The organism is Variovorax atrisoli (genome assembly GCF_014195185.1).
GTDB lineage: Bacteria > Pseudomonadota > Gammaproteobacteria > Burkholderiales > Burkholderiaceae_C > Variovorax > Variovorax atrisoli.
Window position 1 is genome coordinate 999,385 of record NZ_JACIBG010000001.1, and the last position, 19,603, is coordinate 1,018,987.

Sequence of the window (19,603 nt, forward strand, 5' to 3'; positions counted from 1 at the left end):
CGCACCCCAGGGACCCATGCCAGCCTTGAACGATTTGGCGCTGACCGTCGAGGAACCCGAGCCGGGCCAGTTCTACTGGACCCTGCTCGAGGCCCACCACGCAGACGAAGCCTCCGAAACCCTGGACTACCGGGTCTACCGGCGGGCGCCGCAGGCGCAGACCAGTTATTCCAACGCCATGGCCATGGGCGTGCTGGAACTCAAAAAAATAAGCGCCGCCGCAGACACAGCCGGCGAAACCGACTGAACCTGCGACGGCGCAAGACCGCCTTGCGGCGTTCAGGCTGTCAATTCGAAAAAGGCGGACTTCCGGCCGCGAAAGAGAAACACAAGAAGCTGGACGTCTTCCGCGCCCTTCTCGAATCCTTCGCGTCCCCTGCGTCCGGCTACTCAGCCGCGCCGGCCCTACCTACCTGGCGGCAGCCACGGCGGTGCGGGCGCCGTCCGCCGAAGCCACCGGCGCCGGCGCGTCCCAGCCGCCGCCGATGGCGCGGACCAGCCCCACGGCCGCCTGGTACTGGGCCGACTTCACCTGCAGCGCCTGGCGACGGTTGCGCAGCTCGCTGCGGCGGGCGTCGAGCAGGTCGAGCTGGCTGATGTAGCCGTTGCGGTAGCGCGTGTCCGACAGGCTGGTGGCGCGCGCCGCCGAGGTGACGGCCTGCGCCTGCACCACCGACTGCTCCTGCAGCGTGCGGATGGCGGCCAGCTGGTCTTCCACCTCCTGGAAGGCCACCAGCACCTGCGTGCGGTAGCTCGCGAGCGCGCCGTCGAGCTGGGCGTTGGCGCCCTGCACGCCGGCCTCGCGGCGGCCGCCGTCGAAGATCGGCAGCGACAGCAGCGCGCCCACGCCCCACGAGCGGGCCGACCACTTGAAGAGGTCGCCGATCTCGGGCGAGGCATAGCCGGCGGCGCCGGTCAGCGAGATGTCGGGGAACCACGCGGCCTGCGCCACGCCGACGCGGGCCTGCGCGGCCAGCACGGCGCTCTGCGCGGCCGACACGTCGGGGCGGCGCGTAAGCACCGTGGCCGGCACGCCCGGCGGAATGCTCGGCAGCGTGGTCGACCACTCGGCGCTGCTCAGGCCGAAGGTGGAGGCCGAATCGCCCACCAGCACCGCGAGCGCATGCTCCACCTGGGCGCGCTGGCGGTCGAGCGCGAGCGCGTCCGATTCGGTGGACGACACCTCGGTCTGCACGCGCGCCACGTCGAGCTCGGCGATGTCGCCGGCCTGCTCGCGGCGCTGCGACAGGCGCAGCGTGTCGCGGTAGGCCTCGACCTGCTCGCGCACCAGCACGCGCTCGGCGTCGAGCGCGCGCAGCTGCAGGTAGGTCTGCGCCGTTTCGGCCTGCACCGCCAGGCGCGTGCTCTGCAGCAGCGCCTCGCGGCCGGCCGCGTCCAGGTTCGCCGCCTTGCTCGCGCCCGAGAGGCGGCCGAACAGGTCGACCTCATAAGAGAAGGTGGCGCCGATGTTGGTCATCGTGGCCGGCCGCGTGCTGGCGGTGGCCTTGTCCAGGCCTGCACCGCGGTTGGCGCCGGCGCCCAGGCCGATCTGCGGCAGGCGGTCGGCATTGGCGCTGCGCGCCAGCGCGCGGGCCTCGGCCAGCCGCGCGGCGGCGGCCTGGATGTTGCCGTTGCCGACGTCGGCCTTCTCGACCAGCGAATTGAGCACCGGGTCATTGAACGCCAGCCACCAGGCGCCGCGCGGCTGCGCCTCTGCAGGCACTGCACGCGTGAAGCCGGCGGGCGGCGTGACGCCCTGCTGCTGCTCCTTGCCCTGCTCCTTGAACTGGGCGGTGGTCGTGATCTCGGGCAGGCCCGAGGGCACGGTGGCACAGCCGGCCAGCACCAGGGCGGCCATCAGCGGCACCAGGGCCGTGCGAAGCATGTGGACGGGCTTCACCAAGGGTTGTACTGAGAGTTTCATGATCAGCTTTCTTCTTCTCGATACATCAGTCATGCGAACCGTGCGAGGGACGCGGCGACGCAGGCACCGGATTCAGTCCGCCGCCGCCCGAGCCGCCGTGCGATGCAGGCGCAGCGGGATGGCCGGCCGACACGAAGTCCTCGCCATGCGGCACCTGGCCGTGCAGCTTGAGCTGGCGGTTGCCCGCGAGGCGGCGCATCAGCACGTAGAACACCGGCGTCAGGAACAGGCCGAAGGCCGTCACGCCGATCATCCCGGCGAACACCGCCACGCCCATCGCCTTGCGCATCTCCGAGCCCGCGCCGGTGGACAGCACGAGGGGCAGCACGCCCATCACGAAGGCCAGCGAGGTCATCAGGATCGGGCGCAGGCGCAGGCGGCTGGCCTCGATCGCGGCCTGCACGGGCGTGCGGCCGGCGAACTCGAGCTCCCGTGCGAACTCCACGATCAGGATCGCGTTCTTCGCACTCAACCCGACAAGCACGATCAGCCCGATCTGCGTGAAGACGTTGTTGTCGCCCCCCGAGATCCACACGCCGGTCATCGCGGCCAGGATGCCCATGGGCACGATCAGGATGATCGCGATCGGCAGCGTCAGGCTCTCGTACTGGGCAGCCAGCACCAGGAACACCAGCAGGATGGCCAGCGGGAACACCAGGAAGGCTGAGTTGCCGGCCAGGATCTCCTGGTAGGTCAGCTCGGTCCACTCGAAGGTCACGCCCTTGGGCAGCGTCTCGGCCGCGATCTTGACGATCGCGTCCTGCGCCTGGCCCGAGGAATAGCCCGGCGCCGGGCCGCCGTTGATGTCGGCGGCGAGGTAGCCGTTGTAGCGCATGGCGCGTTCGGGCCCGAAGGTCGAGTTCACCTTCATCAGCGCCGACAGCGGCACCATCTCGCCCGAGGTCGAGCGCACCTTCAGGAGGCCGACGTCCTCGGCACGGGCGCGGTAAGGCGCATCGGCCTGGACGCGCACGGAGTACGTGCGGCCGAACTTGTTGAAGTCGTTCGCATACAGGCTGCCGAGGTAGATCTGCATGGTGTCGAAGATGTCCGTCACCGGCACGCCGAGCTGGCGGGCCTTGGTGCGGTCGATGTCGGCGTACAGCTGCGGCACGTTGACCTGCCAGCTGGTGAACATGCCGGCCAGCTCGGGCGCCTGGTAGGCCTTGGCCATGAAGGCCTTCACCGCCGCGTCCATCTGGTCGTAGCCCACCGAGCCGCGGTCTTCCAGCTGAAGCTTGAAGCCGCCCGTGGTGCCCAGGCCCGCCACCGGCGGCGGCGGGAACATCACGATGAAGGCGTCCTGGATGCCCGCGAAGGCCTGGTTCAGCTGCCCTGCCACCGCACCGCCGCTCTGGTCGGCGCGCTTGCGCTGGTCGAAGGGCTTGAGCGTGGCGAACACGATGCCCGAGTTGGAGCTGTTGGTGAAGCCGTTGATCGACAGGCCCGGGAAGGCGATGGCGTCTTCCACGTTCGGGTTCTTCTTCATGATGTCGCCCATGCGCTGGATCACCTCGTCGGTGCGGTCCAGCGTCGCGCCGTCGGGCAGCTGGGCGAAGCCGATCAGGTACTGCTTGTCCTGCGCCGGCACGAAGCCGCTGGGCACCGCCTTGAACAGGCCGAAGGTCACGCCGATCAGCGCGAGGTAGATGGCCAGCATCAGGGTCTTGCGCGAGATCACGCGCTTGACGCCGCCGCTGTAGGCCTCGGAGCCGCGATGGAAGAAGCGGTTGAAGCCGCGGAACAGCCAGCCGAAGACGCGGTCCATGCCGCGCGTCAGCGCGTCCTTGGGCGCATCGTGGCCGCGCAGCAGCAAGGCGGCGAGCGCAGGCGACAGCGTCAGCGAGTTGATGGCCGAGATCACCGTCGAGATCGCGATGGTCACCGCGAACTGGCGATAGAACTGGCCCGTCAGGCCGCTGATGAAGGCCAGCGGCACGAACACGGCCACCAGCACCAGCGCGATGGCGATGATCGGGCCCGACACCTCGCGCATCGCGCGGTAGGTCCCTTCACGCGGCGTGAGCCCCGCCTCGATGTTGCGCTCCACGTTCTCCACCACCACGATCGCGTCGTCCACCACGATGCCGATGGCCAGCACCAGCCCGAACAGGCTCAGCGCGTTGATCGAGAAACCCAGCACGTGCAGCACCGCGAAGGTACCGATCACCGACACCGGCACGGCCAGCAGCGGAATGATGGAAGCGCGCCAGGTCTGCAGGAACAGGATCACGACCAGCACCACCAGCATGATGGCTTCGAGCAGCGTGTGGATCACAGACTCGATGGACGCACGCACGAACTGCGTCGGGTCGTAGGCGATGCGGTATTCCAGGCCCTCGGGCATGTTCTTGTTGAGCTCAGCCATCGTCTTGCGAACGTTGGCCGAGATGTCGAGCGCGTTGGAGCCGGGCGCCTGGAACACGCCCATGCCGACGGCCGGGTCGTTGTTCAGCAGCGAGCGCAGCGAGTAGTCGGCGGCGCCCATCTCCAGGCGACCGATGTCGCGAAGACGCGTGACGGCGCCGTCGGTGCCGCTCTTGACGATGATGTCGCCGAACTCTTCCTCGCTCTGCAGGCGGCCCTGCGCATTGATCGACAGCTGCATGTCCACGCCCGACAGGCCCGGTGAAGCGCCGACCACGCCGGCCGCGGCCTGCACGTTCTGGCCGCGGATGGCAGCGACCACGTCGGAAGCCGAGAGCCCGCGCTGCGCGACCTTCTGCGGGTCGAGCCACACGCGCATGGAGTAGTCGCCGCCGCCGAAGATCTGCACCTGGCCCACGCCTTCGATGCGCGCCAGCGGGTCCTTCACGTTCAGCACCGCGTAGTTGCGCAGGTAGTTGATGTCGTAGCGGTTGTTCGGCGAGACGAGGTGGACCACCATCGTCAGGTCGGGCGCGCTCTTGACGGTCGTGATGCCGAGCCGGCGCACTTCCTCGGGCAGGCGCGGCTCGGCTTGCGAGACGCGGTTCTGCACCAGTTGCTGTGCCTTGTCGGGGTCGGTGCCCAGGCGGAAGGTGACGGTGAGCGTGAGCACGCCGTCGGTGGTCGCCTGGCTGCCCATGTAGAGCATGCCTTCGACGCCGTTGATCTGCTCTTCCAGCGGGGTGGCCACCGTTTCGGCGATCACCTTCGGATTGGCACCGGGGTACTGGGCGCGCACCACCACCGAAGGCGGCGCGACTTCCGGGTACTCCGAGATCGGCAGACCGCGCAACGCGATCAGGCCCGCTATCAGCATCAAGAGCGACAGCACGCCGGCAAAGATCGGCCGGTCGATGAAGAATTTTGAGAGATTCATGTTCGTTTACTCCACCGCGTCGAGCGCGGTCCACGCTGTGTGCAGGCACCCAGCATCCAAGTGGCTCCCATTCCAGGAACACCGCGGAACCGGCTTTGCCGGGCCGCTGGTGTTGCCCCCGTGAGGGGGTTGGCGGCTACACGAAGTGAGCAAGCCTGGGGGTGGTTCAAGATTTGGCCGCCTCCGCGACGCGTTCCGGTTGTTGTTGCTTGGGGTCCGCCTTGGCGTCCATCGTCACTTGCTGCGGCGCCACCAGCGCGCCCGGGCGGATGTGCTGCAGGCCGTTGACGATCACGCGGTCACCCGCTTTCAGGCCCTTGCTCACGACACGCAGGCCGTTGATCGAGGCGCCCAGCGTCACCTCGCGGTAGACAGCCTTGCTGTCCTCGCCCACGACCATCACGAACTTCTTGTTCTGGTCGGTGCCGATGGCACGTTCGCTCACCAGCAGCGCGGTGTCGTTGCGGGCCTGGCCCATGCGGATGCGGGCGAACTGGCCGGGGATCAGGGCGCCGTCCTTGTTGTCGAACGAGGCGCGCACGCGCACGGTGCCGCTGCGGGCGTCGACCTGGTTGTCGATCAGCTGCAGCTTGCCGGTGAAGGGCGTGCCGTCCATGCCGGCGGTGCCCATCTGCACGGGGATGCTCTCGATCTGGCCGCGAGCGCTGGAGCCGCTGGGCAGTTCCTTCAGCGCGCGGGTGATGACCTGCTCGTCGGCATCGAAGCTCGCGTAGATCGGGCTCACCGACACCAGCGTGGTCAACACCGGGGCGCCCGGACCGGCCGCCACCAGGTTGCCCACCGTCACCTCGATGCGGCCGATGCGGCCCGACACCGGTGCGCGCACCTGGGTGTAGCCCAGGTTCAGGCGCGCCGACTGCAGCGAGGCCTGGGCCGCGCGCAGGTTGGCTTCGGCTTCACGGCCGGCATTCACGCGCTCGTCGTACTCGCGCTGGGCGATGGCCTTGTCATCCCACAGGCGCTTGGCGCGCTCCTGCTCGCTGCGGCTGAACGATTGGCGGGCCTGCGCGGAAGCCACCTGCGCCTCGGCGCGCTCGACCTCGGCCGCGTACGGCGCGGGGTCGATGGTGACCAGCAGGTCGCCCTGCTTCACCAGTGCGCCTTCACGGAAGTGCACCGCCTGCACGGCGCCCGCCACGCGGGAACGCACGTCGACGCGCTGAACGGCTTCGAGCCGGCCCGAGAACTCGTCCCAGGCGTTGATCTCGCTCGCCGCCACCGTGGCGACCGACACCGGCGTGGCCTGGGGCGCCGCCGGAGCGTTGTTGGCTTCGGCCTTGAAGCTGTACATGCCCACCACCGCCGCGGCCACGGCCAGCAGCGCGGTGAGGCCGGTCAGGGCGGGCCAGAGGCCCTTGCGGGCGGCGGAAGACAGCTTTTTCTCGTTGTTCGACATGATGTTCAGTCCTTCTCGATGACTTTTGGGATGCAACAAGCCACCCCGGCGCTTTTGGCACCAGGAGGCGGGATTTCAGGAAAAAAGGGGCCCCGGCACGCGGCCGCGCTGGCAGCGTGTCGATCAGGCAGCCGGTGACCGGCGGGAACTAGCTGGGGTGGTCGGCCGTCGCGGGCGGCGGCGTGGTCGCGCTGAAGAACTCGCGGAAGTGCTGCTGCACCGCCGCTTCACAGGCCACGCAGCCCGTGTTCTCGGTGTCGTACAGCGCCTTCGGCCAGTTGGAGGCGCTGGGCAGCACGCTGCTCGTGACCTCGATGCCGGCCGCGCGCAGGCGGTTGGCGAAGGTCATCGCCTCATCATGCATCGCGTCGTCGGCGCCGACCAGCACCAGCGCCGGTGCCAGCGCCGACAGCCGCAGCGAGCCGCTGGGCACCGCGTAGGGGTGCATGGCGTTCGAGGGGCAGCTCAGGTATTTCTCCCAGCCGCTGGCCCAGCGGCACTCGGTCGCATCGCTGGTGGCATTGCGCAGCGACGCGGTGCCGGCGCAGGGGTCGAGCATGGGCGACAGCAGGATCTGGCCTGCGATCGGCGGATGGGCCCGGTCACGGGCGATCAGCGCCACGGCTGCCGCCAGGTTGCCGCCGGCCTCCTCGCCGGCCAGGTAGACCTGGGAGCCCTTGCCGCCGAGCTTGGTGCGCTGCTTGTAGAGCCATTCGAGGGCCGCATAGCCCACTTCGATGGGTTCCGGGAACGGCGACTGGGGCGCCAGCGGATAGGCCAGCGAGACCACCACCGCGCCCGCGCCGGCCAGTAGCCTTGCCACGTTGCGGCCGTTGTCCAGGCCGCCGCAGACGAAGGTGCCACCGTGGAAATGCAGCACCAGCGGTGCCACCTCGCCCTTGGCGCGCTGGCCGTACACGCGGGCACCGACCGGTTCGCGGCCGGGCAGCTCGATCGACAGATCGGCTTCCACGCCTTGCGCCGCAGCGCGGGCGGCGGCTTCGGCAGAACGGGACGATGGAACGGGTGACATGGGCGACCTCGGGGATTTGGGCGATGGTTGAAATATAAGTCGGCCGATCTGTACATAAACAGGCCGGCCGACCCCACTCTGTTTCCAAACGGACAACAATCAGCACAGCTCAAGGCAACAGGCGGTGCCACCGGAGGGAATTGTCTCCTTGTGTGAGAATCCGCCTCCCCCGGTGTGGGCCGGGTACCCAGAACAGGCATTCGATGGATCAAATCCAGGCCATGCGGATCTTCGTCCGCGTCGTGGAAGCCGGCACCTTCACCCGGGCAGCGGACTCGCTGGCCCTCCCCAAGGGCACGGTCACCAAGCAGATTCAGGCGCTCGAATCGCGCCTGCGCGTGAAGCTGCTCAACCGCACCACGCGCCGCGTCACGGTCACGCCCGACGGCGCGGCCTACTTCGAGCGGGCGGCACGCCTGCTCAACGACTTCGACGACATGGAAGCCAGCATGACGAACGCGCAGGCCAACCCCACGGGGCGGCTGCGCATCGACGTCGGCACATCGGTGGCCAGGCTGCTCATCCTGCCCGCGCTGGCCACCTTCTGCGACCGCTACCCCGACATCCAGGTCGACCTGGGCGTGAGCGACCGCACGGTCGACCTCATCAGCGACAACGTCGACTGCGTGATCCGCGCGGGCGAGCTCAGCGACCAGTCGCTGGTGGCGCGGCGCATCGGCACGCTCGACTTCGTCACCGTGGCCTCGCCGGCCTACGTGAAGCGCTACGGCATTCCGCAGCACCCGAACGACATCGAGAAGCGCCACCACGTGGTCAGCTACTTCTCGGGCACCACGCGGCGCGTGTACCCGCACGAGTTCAAGAAGGGCGACGAGGTGATCGAGCTCAACGGCCCCTATCGGGTGTCCGTGAACGAGAGCAACGCGCACATCACCGCGGTGCTGGGCGGCTTCGGCATCTCGCAGTGCATCACCTTCATGGCCGAGCCGCTGCTCGAGAGCGGCGAGCTGGTGCAGATCCTGCCCGACTGGCACCGCGACCCGCTGCCGATCCACGTGGTGTACCCGCCCAACCGCCACCTGAGCGCCAAGGTGCGCGCCTTCGTGGACTGGGCCGCCGAGCTTTTCGCGAAGAACCCGAGGCTGCAGCGCCGCTGACCACGGGGCCGCAGCAGCTGCGGCCGACAATTCGCCGTGCCGCCCTAAATTCCCGGCGGCAAATGCCGTTAACCAGTTCGGCCGGATGCCGAAAAGCCGTCCCGATTCCGCCCGCATGCGTACCGCGGCCCGATCAGCGGCGTCCGCAGGCAGGCCCCCGGAGCGGCGGTGCAATGCGCGCGCCGGACAACACACACCACAAGCTCATGGATACAGAACAGTCGAATGCAGCCGAGCACACCAGCGGATTCGCCCGCCGCACGCCGGTAGAGATCGGCGTGCACCTGCGCAACCTCGCCAGCCGCCGCGACAACCTCACGGTGCAGTACGCGGGCGGCCACCTGGTGACGCAGCTGCTCGACGTGGACACCCGCTCCCGCGTCTTCACCTTCGACTGGGGCGCCTCGCCCGAGCAGAACCAGAGCCTGCTGGCGGCGCCGCGCTGCCACTTCGAAGCCCAGCAGGACGGCGTGCGCATAGAGTTCTCCATCGCCTCGCCGCGCGAGACCCGCTACGAGGGCCTGCCGGCGTTCGAGGCCGACTTTCCGGAGATGCTGGTCTACCTGCAGCGGCGCGAGTACTTCCGCGTGGATGCGCCGATCGCCGATTCGTACACCTGCTCCGGCACCCTGCCCCAGGGCGAGGCGTTCTCCTTCGAGGTACAGGACCTGTCGCTGGGCGGCGTCGGCCTTCGCACCCGCGACGAACGCGCAGCCGCGCTGCCGGTAGGCACCTTCCTGAGGGACTGCGAACTGTCGCTGGGCGCGCTGGGGCGCCTCACGCTCGACCTGGAGCTGGTGTCGCTGCGCCCCGGCCTGCAACCCAACGGCACGCCGCGCTACCAGCTGGGCTTCCGCTTCCTGGCGCTGCCACCGGGCGCGGAAAGCGCGCTGCAGCGCCTCGTCACCCGGCTCGAGATGAAAAGCCGCTCGCTGGTCGGCTGACCCCGTGCGGCCGGGTCAGAACACCGGCTCGCAGCGCACCTCGGTCTTCACCGAGTTGGCGATGAAGCATTCCTCGTGCGCCCGGTGGTGCATCTGCTCGACCTGCTCGCGCGTGGGCAGGTTCTCGCCGGAGAAGCTCACCTGCGGGCGCAGCGTGACCACCGTCATCGCCATCTTTCCTTCGGTGTTCTTCTCCATCACGCCGACGGCCGCGTCGAAGTAGCGGTCGACCACGAAGCGGCGCTTCACCGCCATCGTGAGGAACCACAGCATGTGGCAGTTCGACAGCGAGGCCACGAACATCTCCTCGGGGTCGACGGCCGATACGTCGGACATCGGCAGCGGCACCACGTGCGGCGAGGAAGACGCAGCCACTTCGGCGCCGCCGTCGAAGCGCAGCGAATGCCGCCGGCTGTAGGTGTTCGACAGGAAGTCCTGCTCGCCGCGCAGCCAGAGGACTTCCGCTGTGTACTGGGCCATGTGATTCTTCTCCGGCTCGGTTTGCGGGAGTGCGATTCTGCGCCAGGGGCGGCTCAGGCAAGCGCGATGCGGTAGCGCAGCTTCGCCACGCTTCCCTGGCTCGGCTGGGTGACGAAGGTCTCGACCAGCTCGCCGCCATTGGCCACGATCACCTTCTGCGAGGCGAAGTTGTCGGGGCTGGTCGTGATCTCCACGCGCCGGAGGCCTTCCCGCGCCGCGAGCCTGAGCATCTCGCCGAGCGCGCGTGTGGCGTAGCCCCTGCGCTGCTTCCAGGGCACCACGCTGTAGCCGATGTGACCCAGGCAGTAGAGCGGCAATGCGTCGGTGCCCGGCTGCCAGCGCAGGTCGATGCTGCCGCAGAACTCGCCGTCCCACATCCAGCACTTGTAGCCCGGCAGCCGCCGCACCTTGGAGCCGTCGGGCAAGACGATGCGTCCGCCCTTCGCCTCGCGGTCCACCAGGCTCGCGAGGAAGCGGTCGGCATCGGCCTCGATGGCGGCGCGCTCCTCGGCGCCCGACTCCGGCCGCGTCTCGTCGCGCGACCAGCCGCGGTTGAGCGCCGCGACGTAGCCTGGCAGGCGGGCCCGGGAGGGCCACACCAGCTCCATCGGACGCGGCTCGACGGCTGTCTTGCCCATGGGTTCGCTAGGCCCCCATCAGCTTGACGATCAGCGGCACCAGCAGCGCGGTCGCGATGCCGTTGAGCCCCATCGCCAGCGCCGAGAACGCGCCGGCCGTCTCGTTCACCTGGATGGCGCGCGCCGTGCCGATGCCGTGCGCCGCCATGCCGACCGCGAAGCCACGCACCGCCGGCTCCCTGATGCGGAGCAGGTTCAGCAGGCCGGTGGCCATGATCGCGCCCGAGATGCCCGCCACGGCCGCGGCCACCGCCGCCAGCGAAGGCAGCCCGCCGATTTTCTCGGCCACGCCCATCGCGATGGGCATGGTGGCCGACTTGGGCGCGAGCGACATCATCAGCTCTTGCGAGCCGCCCAGCACCCAGGCGATGCCCACGGCCGAGACGATGGCCGCGACCGAACCCACGATGAGCGCCACGCCGATCGGCAGCCACAGCCGGCGCAGCCTCTCGAGCTGCCCGTACAGCGGCACGGCCAGCGCCACCGTGGCCGGGCCGATCAGGAAGTGCACGAACTTCGCGCCCTCGAAATAGGTGTCGTAGGGCGTGCGCGTGAGCAGCAGCACCGTGACGATGACGATCACCGAGATCAGCACCGGGTTGACCATCGGGTTGCGTCCGCTGCGCGTGTGCAGCCACAGCGCGCCCAGGTACGCCAGCAGCGTGAGCGACAGCCACAGCAGCGGCGACTGGGCGAGGAACACCCAGATCTCGAAGAGCTTCGCGGGCGCCGTCATTTACCGGGCGTCCTTGCCGGTGATGCGGATCATCCAGCGGAAGGTGAGCGCGGTGACCGTCATGGTGAAGGCCGCTCCCACGATGCCGGCCGCGAGGAACGGCAGCCACTCGCGCCCCACCCGCTCGAAATGCAGCATCACGCCAGTGACGGCCGGAATGAACAGCAGCATCAGGTTGCGCAGCAGATGGCCCGAGGTGTCGCTCAGCACCTGCGGCACGCTGCCGCGCACCAGCAGGCCGATGAACAGGAAGACCATGCCGATCAGCGGACCGGGAACGGGCAGCCCCAGCCACTGCACGAGCAGTTCGCCGGCAAGCTGGCAGAGGAAAAGCGTGGTGATGGCGTAGAGCATCTGTTTCTTCCGTACTTGGGTTTCTGGCTGGTCCGGGCGTTCAGGCGTTCAGGCGGCGCCTGTCCAGGCCTGCTTCAGCGCCTGCTGGCTGGCCGGCGGCAGCACGCCCATGCGCACATGGCCCGGCAGGCCGAAGGAGGCGCAGTCGCGCAGCTTGATGCCAGACGCGCGCAGGCGCTCGAGCATGCCGGCGAAATCGTCTGCACCCGGCCTGGCGACGTGGAAGTTCGCCTCGCTCGGCCAGACCTGCCAGCCGATCTCCCGGCACAGGGCCGTCTGCGAATTCTTCCATTCGCGCAGGGTGGCGAGGCTGTCGCGCAGCCACTGCTGCACACCGGGCTGCGTCCAGGCCGAGAGCATCGCCACGCCCTCCGCGCCCACCGGCCACGAGGCCGCGAGGCGAACCAGCGCTTGCACCGCGTCCTGCGCATCCACCGGGGCGATCGCATAGGCCGCGCGCACGCCGGTCATGCCGAGCGCCTTGTTGGGCGACCACATCTGCCAGACGCGATCCAGCTGACGCTGGTTGAGCGCGAGGCGGCCTTCCAGTCGCAGAGGCTCGTAGGCGCGGTCGAGCACGCAGGGCACGCCTTCGGGCAGCGCGTCGACGGTTTCGCCGATGCCCGGCTGCACCTGCCCGAGCGGCGTGGAGGGTTCGCAGCACCAGGCCAGCAATGGCCGTCGCGCCGCAGCCGGCGCACGCACCGCCTGCAACCCGAGCGCCCGGGCACTTGCGGCGTAGTCGCCATAAGACATGGCTGGCAGCACGACCTCGCCATGCCCGCCACGGTCTTCGAGCGCTACCCAGGTCGTGATGCGCCGGATGAATTCGCTGGCCCCGGCCGCGAGCACGATGCGCCAAGCCTGCACGCCATGCATGGCCGCAAGCTGCTCGCGCAGCGCCGTGTAAGCCGGATCGGGATAGCGGGACAGGTCGGCGGCACGCACCCGCTCCAGCGCCTCGGGGCACGGGCCGCATGCGTTCGCGTTGGTGGAGAAGTCGTGCGCGGGCGCGCCGAGCGCGTCCGGGCCGCCGTGGGTGAACAGGGAATCGGCGTCGGTCATGGCATGAAGAGCAGCACCGCGGCCGCGATCAGGAGGACAGCGCCGGCCAGCAGCAGCACGCCGCGCTGGCCGAGCTGCGCGGCGCGGCCGGTGTCGGCCGGCGTCGGCGCGGCGCCTTCGGCATTCAGCGCGTACACGCCGGGCTTCGCCAGCCGCACGCCCAAGAGCAGCGCCATCGCGGCCATCGGCCAGCCGCTGTTGGGCGACGGCGTGCGGCGCGCCTCGAACGCCAGCCCGCCGGGCCAGCGCCATGCCGCCAGCGCGAGCAGCGCCACGGTGATGCGCGCGGGAATCCACGAGAGCACGTCGTCGGCACGCGCGGCCCATTTGCCGAACCAGGTCCAGTCGCGGCCGCTGCGCTCGCCGCGATAGCCCCACATCGCATCGGCGGTGTTGGCGAAGCGGTAGAGCGCCGCGCCCGGCAGCCCGAGCAGCACGAACCAGAAGACGGGCGCCACCAGCGAGTCGTTGAGGTTCTCGGCGAGCGACTCGATGGCGCTCTCGCGCACCTCGCGCTCGCTCAGCCGCTCGACGTCACGGCTGACGAGGCGCGCCAGTTGCATGCGCCCGGCATCGAGCGAAACGCCCAGTGCCGCCTCGACAGCGAGCACCTCGTCGCGCAGCATGCGCCAGGCGAAGAGCGGCTTGAGCAGCAGGCCCAGCGCCAGCGCCACCGCCCAGGCCGGCAGATGCAGCATCGCCAGCGTCTGCAGGCCCATCGCGATGCCCCAGACGCACATCGCCCCCACGCACCACACCAGCGCGCCGCAGAAGAACATCGACAGATCGACCGCCTTCGCCTGATGCATGCGCGGCGCGATGCGCGACCCCATGCCCAGATAGCGACCCATCCACACCACCGGATGCAGCGCCGCGGGCGGCTCGCCCAGCCAGCGATCGACGGCCAGCGCGATCCATAGCGCGGCGGCGAAGGCGATGGCGTATTCGGAACTCGGCAAGGGCATGGAAGCCGCCATTCTCGCGAATCAGGCGGCCGCCCTGCCCCGGCGCCATTGCGTCGTCGCGCCGAACGCAAGAAGCAGCGCGGCGCCCAGCGCCATCCAGAGCCGCAGGACGATGGCTTCGCCGGCCTTGGGCGGTGGTGCTTCCGCCGATGTCGGCTCGAGCTTCAGGCCGCTGACGGGCTGCGGGCCGTCCGGAGCGGGAGCAGATTCAGGGGCCGGTGCAGGCGCCTGCACCACCGCGGGCGCGACCGCCGGAGCCGGCATGGGCGAAGAAGCCGGAGCCGGCGACAGCTCCGCCTGCACGAAGCGCTGCACGCCCGCATTGCGCTCGCGCAGCCCCGTCGCCCGCACCGCCTGCGCATAGGCCTGCGCCAGCTCGCGCCGCGTGGCGGCATCGGGCTTCCAGTAGTCCAGCCGCACCGCGTCGAGCATGCGCTCCAGGGTCTGCGCGAAGGCCGCGCGGTTGTCGCCTTCCAGCCATTCGCGCGTGCCCAGCCCGTAGCGGTCGCGCACGTACACGTCGTGCAGCGACTGCCACTGGTCCTGCCGGACCGCCTGCGGCGCGGTGACCTGCCAGCCCCAGAGGAACTGCGCGGTCTTCAGCACCTGCAGCGTGCCGCTGTAGCCCTCGGCCTTCTGCGCCTCGATCCACTGCGGGTGCAGGTAGCGCGTCTGCATCTCGCGCGCGATGGCCCCGGCCGCCGTGTCGGTGCGCACCTCGGTGCCGTCGCGCAGGTTCTGCACGTACAGGGCCGGGTCCTTGCCGGTGAGATGCCGCACCGCCTGCGCGATGCCGCCGAGGTACTGGAACGGATCGTCATTGGTCATCACGCCGTACAGGTTGGAGCTGCGCGCCATCAGCGCCGCGTCCACCTGCGCGAGATTGCCGGCATACGCGCCCGGACGCGCTGCGCCGTCGAGGCCCTTGCCGTAGGCGTGGCCCATGCGATCCATGTAGAGCTGCGCCATCTGCGCGTCGCCGCCGCCGCGCTGCTGGTTCTTCCATACGTCGCTCGCGAGCGCGGCTTCCTCCAGCCCGGCGCCGTAGCTGCCCTGCTCGTTCGAGAACACGCGCGCCGTCGACCAGCGCTGCGCCTCGTCCGCCGCGATGCCTTCCGAGCGAAGCCTGCGCGCCATCGCCTCGCTGTTGCGCGCCACCGCATTGCCGGGCTCCCGCAGCGCCGACACCTGCTGCACCGCTTCGTCGAGCCAGCGCATCACGGCCGGGAACTGGTCGCGGTAGGAGCCGGTGACGCTGACCAGCACATCGATGCGCGGCCGCTTCAGCTGCGACGCGGGAATGACCTCGATGCCCGCCATGCGCCCGCCCTCGTCCCAGCGAGGCTTCACGCCCATCGCGTAGAAGGCCTGGCTCTCCAGCACGCCCTGGTGGCGCGAGGCCTCGCCGGCCCAGAGGGTGAAGGCGATCTTCCCGGGCGGCTTGCCGGCATGCGTCTTCGTGTGCTGCGCGATCCAGGCATCCATGGCGGCGACGCCGGTCTCCCAGGCCGCGCGCGTGGGCACGCGGCTCGGGTCGAAACCGTAGAGGTTGCGCCCGGTGGGCAGGCTGTCGGGGTTGCGCACCGGGTCGCCGCCATAGCTCGACTTGAGGTAGCGGCCGTCGAGCGCAGTCAGCAGGCCCTCGATTTCCTCGTTGTGCGTGAGCACCTCGTCGAGCTTTCGCGCGCGCCCGGCCAGCTCCAGCAGCTTCTGCCGGTCGGCGGGCGTCCTGCCCATGGCGCTCGCGGCCTGCGCGTCGACGAGCGCCTGCTCCACCCAGCGCGCGGGCCGCGAGGCGGCGACGCTCTTCGCGTCGATCAGGAAAGCCTCGTCGATGTCCTCGCCGAGTGCTTCGACCAGCGGCTTGCCGAGGATCTGCAGGATGGTCATGCGCCGGCGCTGCGCGTCGGGCGCCTGCCCGAAGGTCGCGAGGCCCAGCGGCTGCGCGGTCTGCGCGAGCTCGTCGAGGTAGGGATGCAGCACGGCGATGAAGCCCGCGAAATCGGCGCGGATGCGCGCGGGCGTCCAGCCCAGGTCGCGGTCGTAGCGGTGCTCGGCGAATTCGGCCGTGAGCTGCTTCTCCAGTGCGGTCTTCACGGCGCCCGGCGATAGCGTCTCCCACTCGTGCATGCGCTCGTGCATCTCCTGCACGCCGGGGCGGAAGCCGGCGGGCGCGAACAGCGGCGTCGAGTGGCTCACCATGGTCGCGCGGCCTCGCCGCTTGGCGGTGGTGGCCTCGCCGAGGTTGTCCATGATGTAGGGATACACGTTGGGCAGGTCGCCGAGCGCGAGCAGCGGATCGTCCTGCACCGAGAGCCCGCGCTCCTTGCCCGCCGACCACTCGACCGTGCCGTGCGTGCCCACGTGCACCACCGCGCTGGCGCCGAAGCGCTGGCGCAGCCAGAGATAGGTCGCAAGGTAGCCGTGGCTCAGCGGAACGGCCGAGCGGTGATAGACCTGCCCGGCCTTGCCCACCACCTGCGTGCCGGGCTCGAAGCGCGGCGGCTGCCGCAGCACGACCACGTTGCCGAAGCGCACGCGCGGGATCACGAAGGACTGCTGGCCCGCCACGGCGCGCAGCATGGTCGACTTCCCGGGCGGGCCCCAGTAGCTTTCGATGCGGCGCTGCGTTTCCTGCGGCAGCGCGCGGAACCATGCGAGATAGTCGGCCAGCGGCAGCGTGTCGGCGAGGTCCCTGTCGAGCAGCGGCTGCAGCTCGTCGCCCTGGCCCGCGGGGTTCGGGTAGTAGGCCCGCATCGTCGCCTGCACCTGGGCGATGAGCGCATCGGTGCCGGGCAGTTCGGTGGCGTAGCCGGCCGACTTCATCGCCGCCAGCATGTTGCTCACGCTGCGCGGCACGTTCAGGAAGGAGGCGCCGAAGTTGGCCTCGCCCGGCGGGTAGTTGTAGACCAGCATCGCCACGTGCCGCTCGGCCGGCGGCGTGCGCTGCAACCGCAGCAGCGCGGCGGGCTTCGCGGCCACGGCGTCGATCTGCGCGGGCAGCGGCTGCAGCGTGCCGCTCGCCGCATCGCGTGCGCTCACGAGCATCGGGTCGGTCATGCCAGCCAGCTCGCTCGGGCTGTAGTAGGAGGCGATGTCGGTCTGCGCGAGGCCGTCCCTGCTCCGCGCCCATTGGTCGGCGTCCATCGCCAGCGAGGGCAGCGTCTGCAGCACCGGCACGCCGATGCGCTCCAGCTCGGCCTTGCGCTCGTTGGGGCTGAAGACCAGCGATGCGTTGACGATGGCATCGGCCACCCGGCGTTCGCCGTCGTGCGTCATGCGGAAGAACAGATCCTTCTGCTGGCGCGGGCCGTAGAAGGCATAGGCGCGCAGGCCGCGGGCCTCCAGCGACGCGATGAGCGCATCGAGCCAGGCGGTGTCGTCGCCGGCCAGCGTGGCGCTGTTGACGGCGATGGCGACCGTGCCGCTGCCCGCCAGCATTTCGATGGCTGCCACGTCCGTTTCGACGCGCGGCCAGCCGGGGTGGTAGATGCCGGCGAGCGGAAGCGGTACGGGCTCCGGCAGCCCCTGCATCCCGCCCGGCTGCCGCAACGCCTTCATCGACGCGACCAGGTTGGCCGCGCCCGGAAAGCGCCAGAACTCGCGCAGCCGCTGGGCCCATGGGGCATCGACACCGCGCTGCGCCGCCAGCGGCGCAGCGGCGGTGGTCTGGCCCTTGGCCACCAGAGCGAACTCGCCGACCAGCACATAGGGCACCGTGCTGCGCGACACGGCATCGCCGAACCGCGCGGCGGCGGCCTGCGCCACGCTGACGTGCGGCGCGTCGATCACGAGCAGGCTGGCCCCGTCGATGGCCGCGGCCAGCGCCTCGGGCGAGTCCTGCGACGCCGACAGCACCTGCAGCGGCACCCCCGCCTCGCGCGCCGCTGCCTGCAGCCTCACCACGCGCGCCGGCGACACCAGCGAGGTGCTCAGCACGACGACGCGATTCGTCCCTTGCGGCTGCGCGTGCGCCGGGAGGAGGAATCCCGCCCCGCCGAGGAGGAGCCAGGCGAAAAGAAGAAGCCGGGTCACTTCCCGCCCGAGCCGGCCGGCTCCGCATCGGCCGGCACGTAGACCATCGTCCCGTCCTTCAGCCGCCAGGCGGTGCCGGCCTTCTCGCCATCGCCTTGCCCGGTCGCGCCGCTGGCCTTGAAGCGCGTGATCTTGCGGCCCTCGCGCGTCACGATCTCCATGTTCGGCTGGCCCTCGTTGCGGATGATCGTCACCTTGTCCTGCGCGAAAGGGTTCATCGGGTTGTTGATGACCGCGATCATCAGCATGCCGATCACCACCATGAACACGTCGATCAGGTTGATGGTGGAGAGCACCGGGTCGTCGTCGTCGCTGTCCAGGCTGCTCAATATCGAGAACTGGCGCCGGCTCATGAGAGGCGGTCCCGTGCATCGAGCACCGTCACCAGCTCGCGCATCAGCCAGCGGCGGCGCACGGTGTAGACCACGAAGGTGATCGAGGCGGAGGCCAGCGCCACGATCACGCTCGCGAAGGCCGGCGCCAGGCTCTGCGCCACGCCCTGCGATTCGCCCGAGGCCACGGCCACCAGCGCCGGGCCCATCGGGATCATGGTGGCGATCAGCCCCAGCATCGGCGCCACGCGGCTGCACAGCCGCACGCCCTCGAGCTGCTTGAGCACCACCAGCTCCATCTGCTCCTGGCTCGCGGCGGCATGGCGTTGCAGCACCAGCGCGCGCAATGGATCGCGGCGGCGCTGCAGATACTCGATGGCGAACGCGCCAAGGCAGTAAACCGCATAGACGAAAGAAAGCAGCACGCCCAGCGTCACCGGCCAGAGAAACAGGCGCGCAAGCTCGAAGAGAACGGTGTCGAAGGCCAGCATCAGGTCGGCTCCGTGGAGGAAGAAGGTTTGTCGAACAGGTCCGAAGGCAGGCCCCAGCTTTCATCGAACACAAGCGACGCGAGCGGTTCGCGCTTCGCCCAGCGTTCGCGCTGCAGCATGGGCTCTTCATAGAACTGGTGCACGGGACCCAGGCACAGCAAGGCGATGGGCTCGGCGCCTTCGGGCAGGCCCAGAAGCACCGACACCTCGGCCGGATCGAACAGCGACACCCAGCCCATGCCCAGCCCTTCGGCGCGCGACGCGAGCCAGAGGTTCTGGATGGCACAGGAGGCCGAGGCCAGGTCCATTTGCGGCAGCGTGCGGCGGCCGAACACGTGCTTCTCACGGCCGTCGGCCAGCGTCACCGCCAGCAGCTCGGCCGCGTCGAGCAGGCCCTGCACCTTCAGGCGCATGAATTCGTCCTCGCGCTCGCCAAGGGCGCGGGCCGTCAGCACGCGTTCCTGCTCGACGACGCGGTGCAGTTGCTGCCGCAGCGCCTCGCCACGGATGCGGATGAATCGCCACGGCTGCATGAAGCCCACGCTGGGCGCGTGGTGTGCTGCTTCCAACAGCCTTCGCAATACGTCGGGCTCCACCTGGCCGCCTGCGAAATGGCGCATGTCACGGCGTTCGTGGATGGCGCGGTAGACCGCCTCTTTGTCTTTTTTGGTGAAAGCCGGGGTAGTCACGCTGCTCTTTCGGGGTGGGTGCACAGGCCACCGGGTACTCCCCTGCGCGAATGTGCCCCGTCGGCGTGAGCGCGCCCC

General features: G+C 69.7%; 17 protein-coding genes. 3 read left to right on the forward strand and 14 right to left on the reverse strand.

What is annotated here, in order from left to right; genetic code table 11:
- The first annotated feature begins 16 nt into the window (after nt 1–16).
- Nucleotides 17–247, forward strand: a complete 231-nt coding sequence (locus tag FHY06_RS04770) for a hypothetical protein (RefSeq protein ID WP_019652390.1) — start codon at nt 17–19, stop codon at nt 245–247.
- A 162-nt stretch (nt 248–409) separates the two neighbouring features.
- Here the strand turns inward: FHY06_RS04770 and FHY06_RS04775 are convergent, their stop codons facing one another.
- The 4 genes from FHY06_RS04775 to FHY06_RS04790 all read right to left on the reverse strand — a co-directional run bounded on the left by FHY06_RS04775 (nt 410) and on the right by FHY06_RS04790 (nt 7,678).
- Nucleotides 410–1,924, reverse strand: a complete 1,515-nt coding sequence (locus FHY06_RS04775; RefSeq protein ID WP_184603624.1) for an efflux transporter outer membrane subunit — start codon at nt 1,922–1,924, stop codon at nt 410–412.
- Nucleotides 1,925–1,949: 25 nt separating this feature from the next.
- Entirely contained in the window at nt 1,950–5,228 is a 3,279-nt protein-coding gene (locus FHY06_RS04780) for an efflux RND transporter permease subunit (protein WP_184603626.1), read from the reverse strand.
- A 166-nt stretch (nt 5,229–5,394) separates the two neighbouring features.
- Complete coding sequence (locus tag FHY06_RS04785; protein WP_019652387.1) at nt 5,395–6,645, reverse strand: efflux RND transporter periplasmic adaptor subunit; 1,251 nt, start codon at nt 6,643–6,645, stop codon at nt 5,395–5,397.
- Nucleotides 6,646–6,793: 148 nt separating this feature from the next.
- Nucleotides 6,794–7,678, reverse strand: coding sequence for an alpha/beta hydrolase (locus tag FHY06_RS04790; protein ID WP_126181997.1), 885 nt, complete (start codon nt 7,676–7,678; stop codon nt 6,794–6,796).
- A 203-nt stretch (nt 7,679–7,881) separates the two neighbouring features.
- On the opposite strand from FHY06_RS04790, the gene FHY06_RS04795 reads away from it, so the two are divergent.
- Together FHY06_RS04795 and FHY06_RS04800 are read left to right on the forward strand one after the other, a co-directional pair.
- Nucleotides 7,882–8,796, forward strand: a complete 915-nt coding sequence (locus FHY06_RS04795; RefSeq protein WP_019652385.1) for a LysR family transcriptional regulator — start codon at nt 7,882–7,884, stop codon at nt 8,794–8,796.
- A 206-nt stretch (nt 8,797–9,002) separates the two neighbouring features.
- Entirely contained in the window at nt 9,003–9,740 is a 738-nt protein-coding gene (locus FHY06_RS04800; protein WP_260310019.1) for a flagellar brake protein, read from the forward strand.
- Nucleotides 9,741–9,755: 15 nt separating this feature from the next.
- Here the strand turns inward: FHY06_RS04800 and FHY06_RS04805 are convergent, their stop codons facing one another.
- The 10 genes from FHY06_RS04805 to bluB are packed head-to-tail and all read right to left on the reverse strand — an operon-like array spanning nt 9,756 to nt 19,525.
- The gene (locus FHY06_RS04805; protein ID WP_184603630.1) at nt 9,756–10,220 is read right to left on the reverse strand and encodes an OsmC family protein; all 465 of its coding nucleotides are present in this window, start codon (nt 10,218–10,220) and stop codon (nt 9,756–9,758) included.
- Nucleotides 10,221–10,273: 53 nt separating this feature from the next.
- Nucleotides 10,274–10,858, reverse strand: a complete 585-nt coding sequence (locus FHY06_RS04810) for a GNAT family N-acetyltransferase (RefSeq protein ID WP_260310020.1) — start codon at nt 10,856–10,858, stop codon at nt 10,274–10,276.
- A gap of 7 nt (nt 10,859–10,865) precedes the next feature.
- Nucleotides 10,866–11,594 carry an LrgB family protein gene (locus tag FHY06_RS04815; protein WP_184603633.1) on the reverse strand — a complete coding sequence of 243 codons (729 nt, stop codon included), beginning with the start codon at nt 11,592–11,594 and terminating at the stop codon, nt 10,866–10,868.
- The gene (locus tag FHY06_RS04820; RefSeq protein ID WP_126182000.1) at nt 11,595–11,948 is read right to left on the reverse strand and encodes a CidA/LrgA family protein; all 354 of its coding nucleotides are present in this window, start codon (nt 11,946–11,948) and stop codon (nt 11,595–11,597) included.
- A 48-nt stretch (nt 11,949–11,996) separates the two neighbouring features.
- On the reverse strand, nt 11,997–13,013 hold the full coding sequence (locus tag FHY06_RS04825) for an aminotransferase class I/II-fold pyridoxal phosphate-dependent enzyme (protein ID WP_132751153.1): 1,017 nt from the start codon (nt 13,011–13,013) through the stop codon (nt 11,997–11,999).
- Nucleotides 13,010–13,978 carry an adenosylcobinamide-phosphate synthase CbiB gene (gene cbiB, locus FHY06_RS04830; protein ID WP_184603635.1) on the reverse strand — a complete coding sequence of 323 codons (969 nt, stop codon included), beginning with the start codon at nt 13,976–13,978 and terminating at the stop codon, nt 13,010–13,012. The genes FHY06_RS04825 and cbiB overlap by 4 nt, the downstream gene beginning before the upstream one ends.
- Before the next feature lie 21 nt (nt 13,979–13,999).
- Nucleotides 14,000–18,013 (reverse strand): cobaltochelatase subunit CobN, encoded by a 4,014-nt coding sequence (gene cobN, locus FHY06_RS04835; protein WP_184603637.1) that lies wholly within the window; start codon nt 18,011–18,013, stop codon nt 14,000–14,002.
- Nucleotides 18,010–18,366 (reverse strand): DUF2149 domain-containing protein, encoded by a 357-nt coding sequence (locus FHY06_RS04840; protein WP_019652376.1) that lies wholly within the window; start codon nt 18,364–18,366, stop codon nt 18,010–18,012. The genes cobN and FHY06_RS04840 overlap by 4 nt, the downstream gene beginning before the upstream one ends.
- Complete coding sequence (locus tag FHY06_RS04845; RefSeq protein ID WP_019652375.1) at nt 18,363–18,836, reverse strand: MotA/TolQ/ExbB proton channel family protein; 474 nt, start codon at nt 18,834–18,836, stop codon at nt 18,363–18,365. The genes FHY06_RS04840 and FHY06_RS04845 overlap by 4 nt, the downstream gene beginning before the upstream one ends.
- Nucleotides 18,836–19,525 (reverse strand): 5,6-dimethylbenzimidazole synthase, encoded by a 690-nt coding sequence (gene bluB, locus FHY06_RS04850; protein ID WP_184603639.1) that lies wholly within the window; start codon nt 19,523–19,525, stop codon nt 18,836–18,838. The genes FHY06_RS04845 and bluB overlap by 1 nt, the downstream gene beginning before the upstream one ends.
- Nucleotides 19,526–19,603 lie beyond the last annotated feature (78 nt).

What these genes read in the sequence shown, in the direction of transcription:
- FHY06_RS04810 (WP_260310020.1), bottom strand. Translation starts at nt 10,858, where the DNA reads ATGGGCAAGACAGCCGTCGAGCCGCGTCCGATGGAGCTGGTGTGGCCC.
- FHY06_RS04840 (WP_019652376.1), bottom strand. Translation starts at nt 18,366, where the DNA reads ATGAGCCGGCGCCAGTTCTCGATATTGAGCAGCCTGGACAGCGACGAC.
- FHY06_RS04825 (WP_132751153.1), bottom strand. Translation starts at nt 13,013, where the DNA reads ATGACCGACGCCGATTCCCTGTTCACCCACGGCGGCCCGGACGCGCTC.
- FHY06_RS04805 (WP_184603630.1), bottom strand. Translation starts at nt 10,220, where the DNA reads ATGGCCCAGTACACAGCGGAAGTCCTCTGGCTGCGCGGCGAGCAGGAC.
- FHY06_RS04815 (WP_184603633.1), bottom strand. Translation starts at nt 11,594, where the DNA reads ATGACGGCGCCCGCGAAGCTCTTCGAGATCTGGGTGTTCCTCGCCCAG.
- FHY06_RS04775 (WP_184603624.1), bottom strand. Translation starts at nt 1,924, where the DNA reads ATGAAACTCTCAGTACAACCCTTGGTGAAGCCCGTCCACATGCTTCGC.
- cbiB (WP_184603635.1), bottom strand. Translation starts at nt 13,978, where the DNA reads ATGCCCTTGCCGAGTTCCGAATACGCCATCGCCTTCGCCGCCGCGCTA.
- FHY06_RS04820 (WP_126182000.1), bottom strand. Translation starts at nt 11,948, where the DNA reads ATGCTCTACGCCATCACCACGCTTTTCCTCTGCCAGCTTGCCGGCGAA.
- FHY06_RS04800 (WP_260310019.1), top strand. Translation starts at nt 9,003, where the DNA reads ATGGATACAGAACAGTCGAATGCAGCCGAGCACACCAGCGGATTCGCC.
- FHY06_RS04790 (WP_126181997.1), bottom strand. Translation starts at nt 7,678, where the DNA reads ATGTCACCCGTTCCATCGTCCCGTTCTGCCGAAGCCGCCGCCCGCGCT.
- FHY06_RS04795 (WP_019652385.1), top strand. Translation starts at nt 7,882, where the DNA reads ATGGATCAAATCCAGGCCATGCGGATCTTCGTCCGCGTCGTGGAAGCC.
- FHY06_RS04845 (WP_019652375.1), bottom strand. Translation starts at nt 18,836, where the DNA reads ATGCTGGCCTTCGACACCGTTCTCTTCGAGCTTGCGCGCCTGTTTCTC.
- FHY06_RS04780 (WP_184603626.1), bottom strand. Translation starts at nt 5,228, where the DNA reads ATGAATCTCTCAAAATTCTTCATCGACCGGCCGATCTTTGCCGGCGTG.
- FHY06_RS04770 (WP_019652390.1), top strand. Translation starts at nt 17, where the DNA reads ATGCCAGCCTTGAACGATTTGGCGCTGACCGTCGAGGAACCCGAGCCG.
- FHY06_RS04785 (WP_019652387.1), bottom strand. Translation starts at nt 6,645, where the DNA reads ATGTCGAACAACGAGAAAAAGCTGTCTTCCGCCGCCCGCAAGGGCCTC.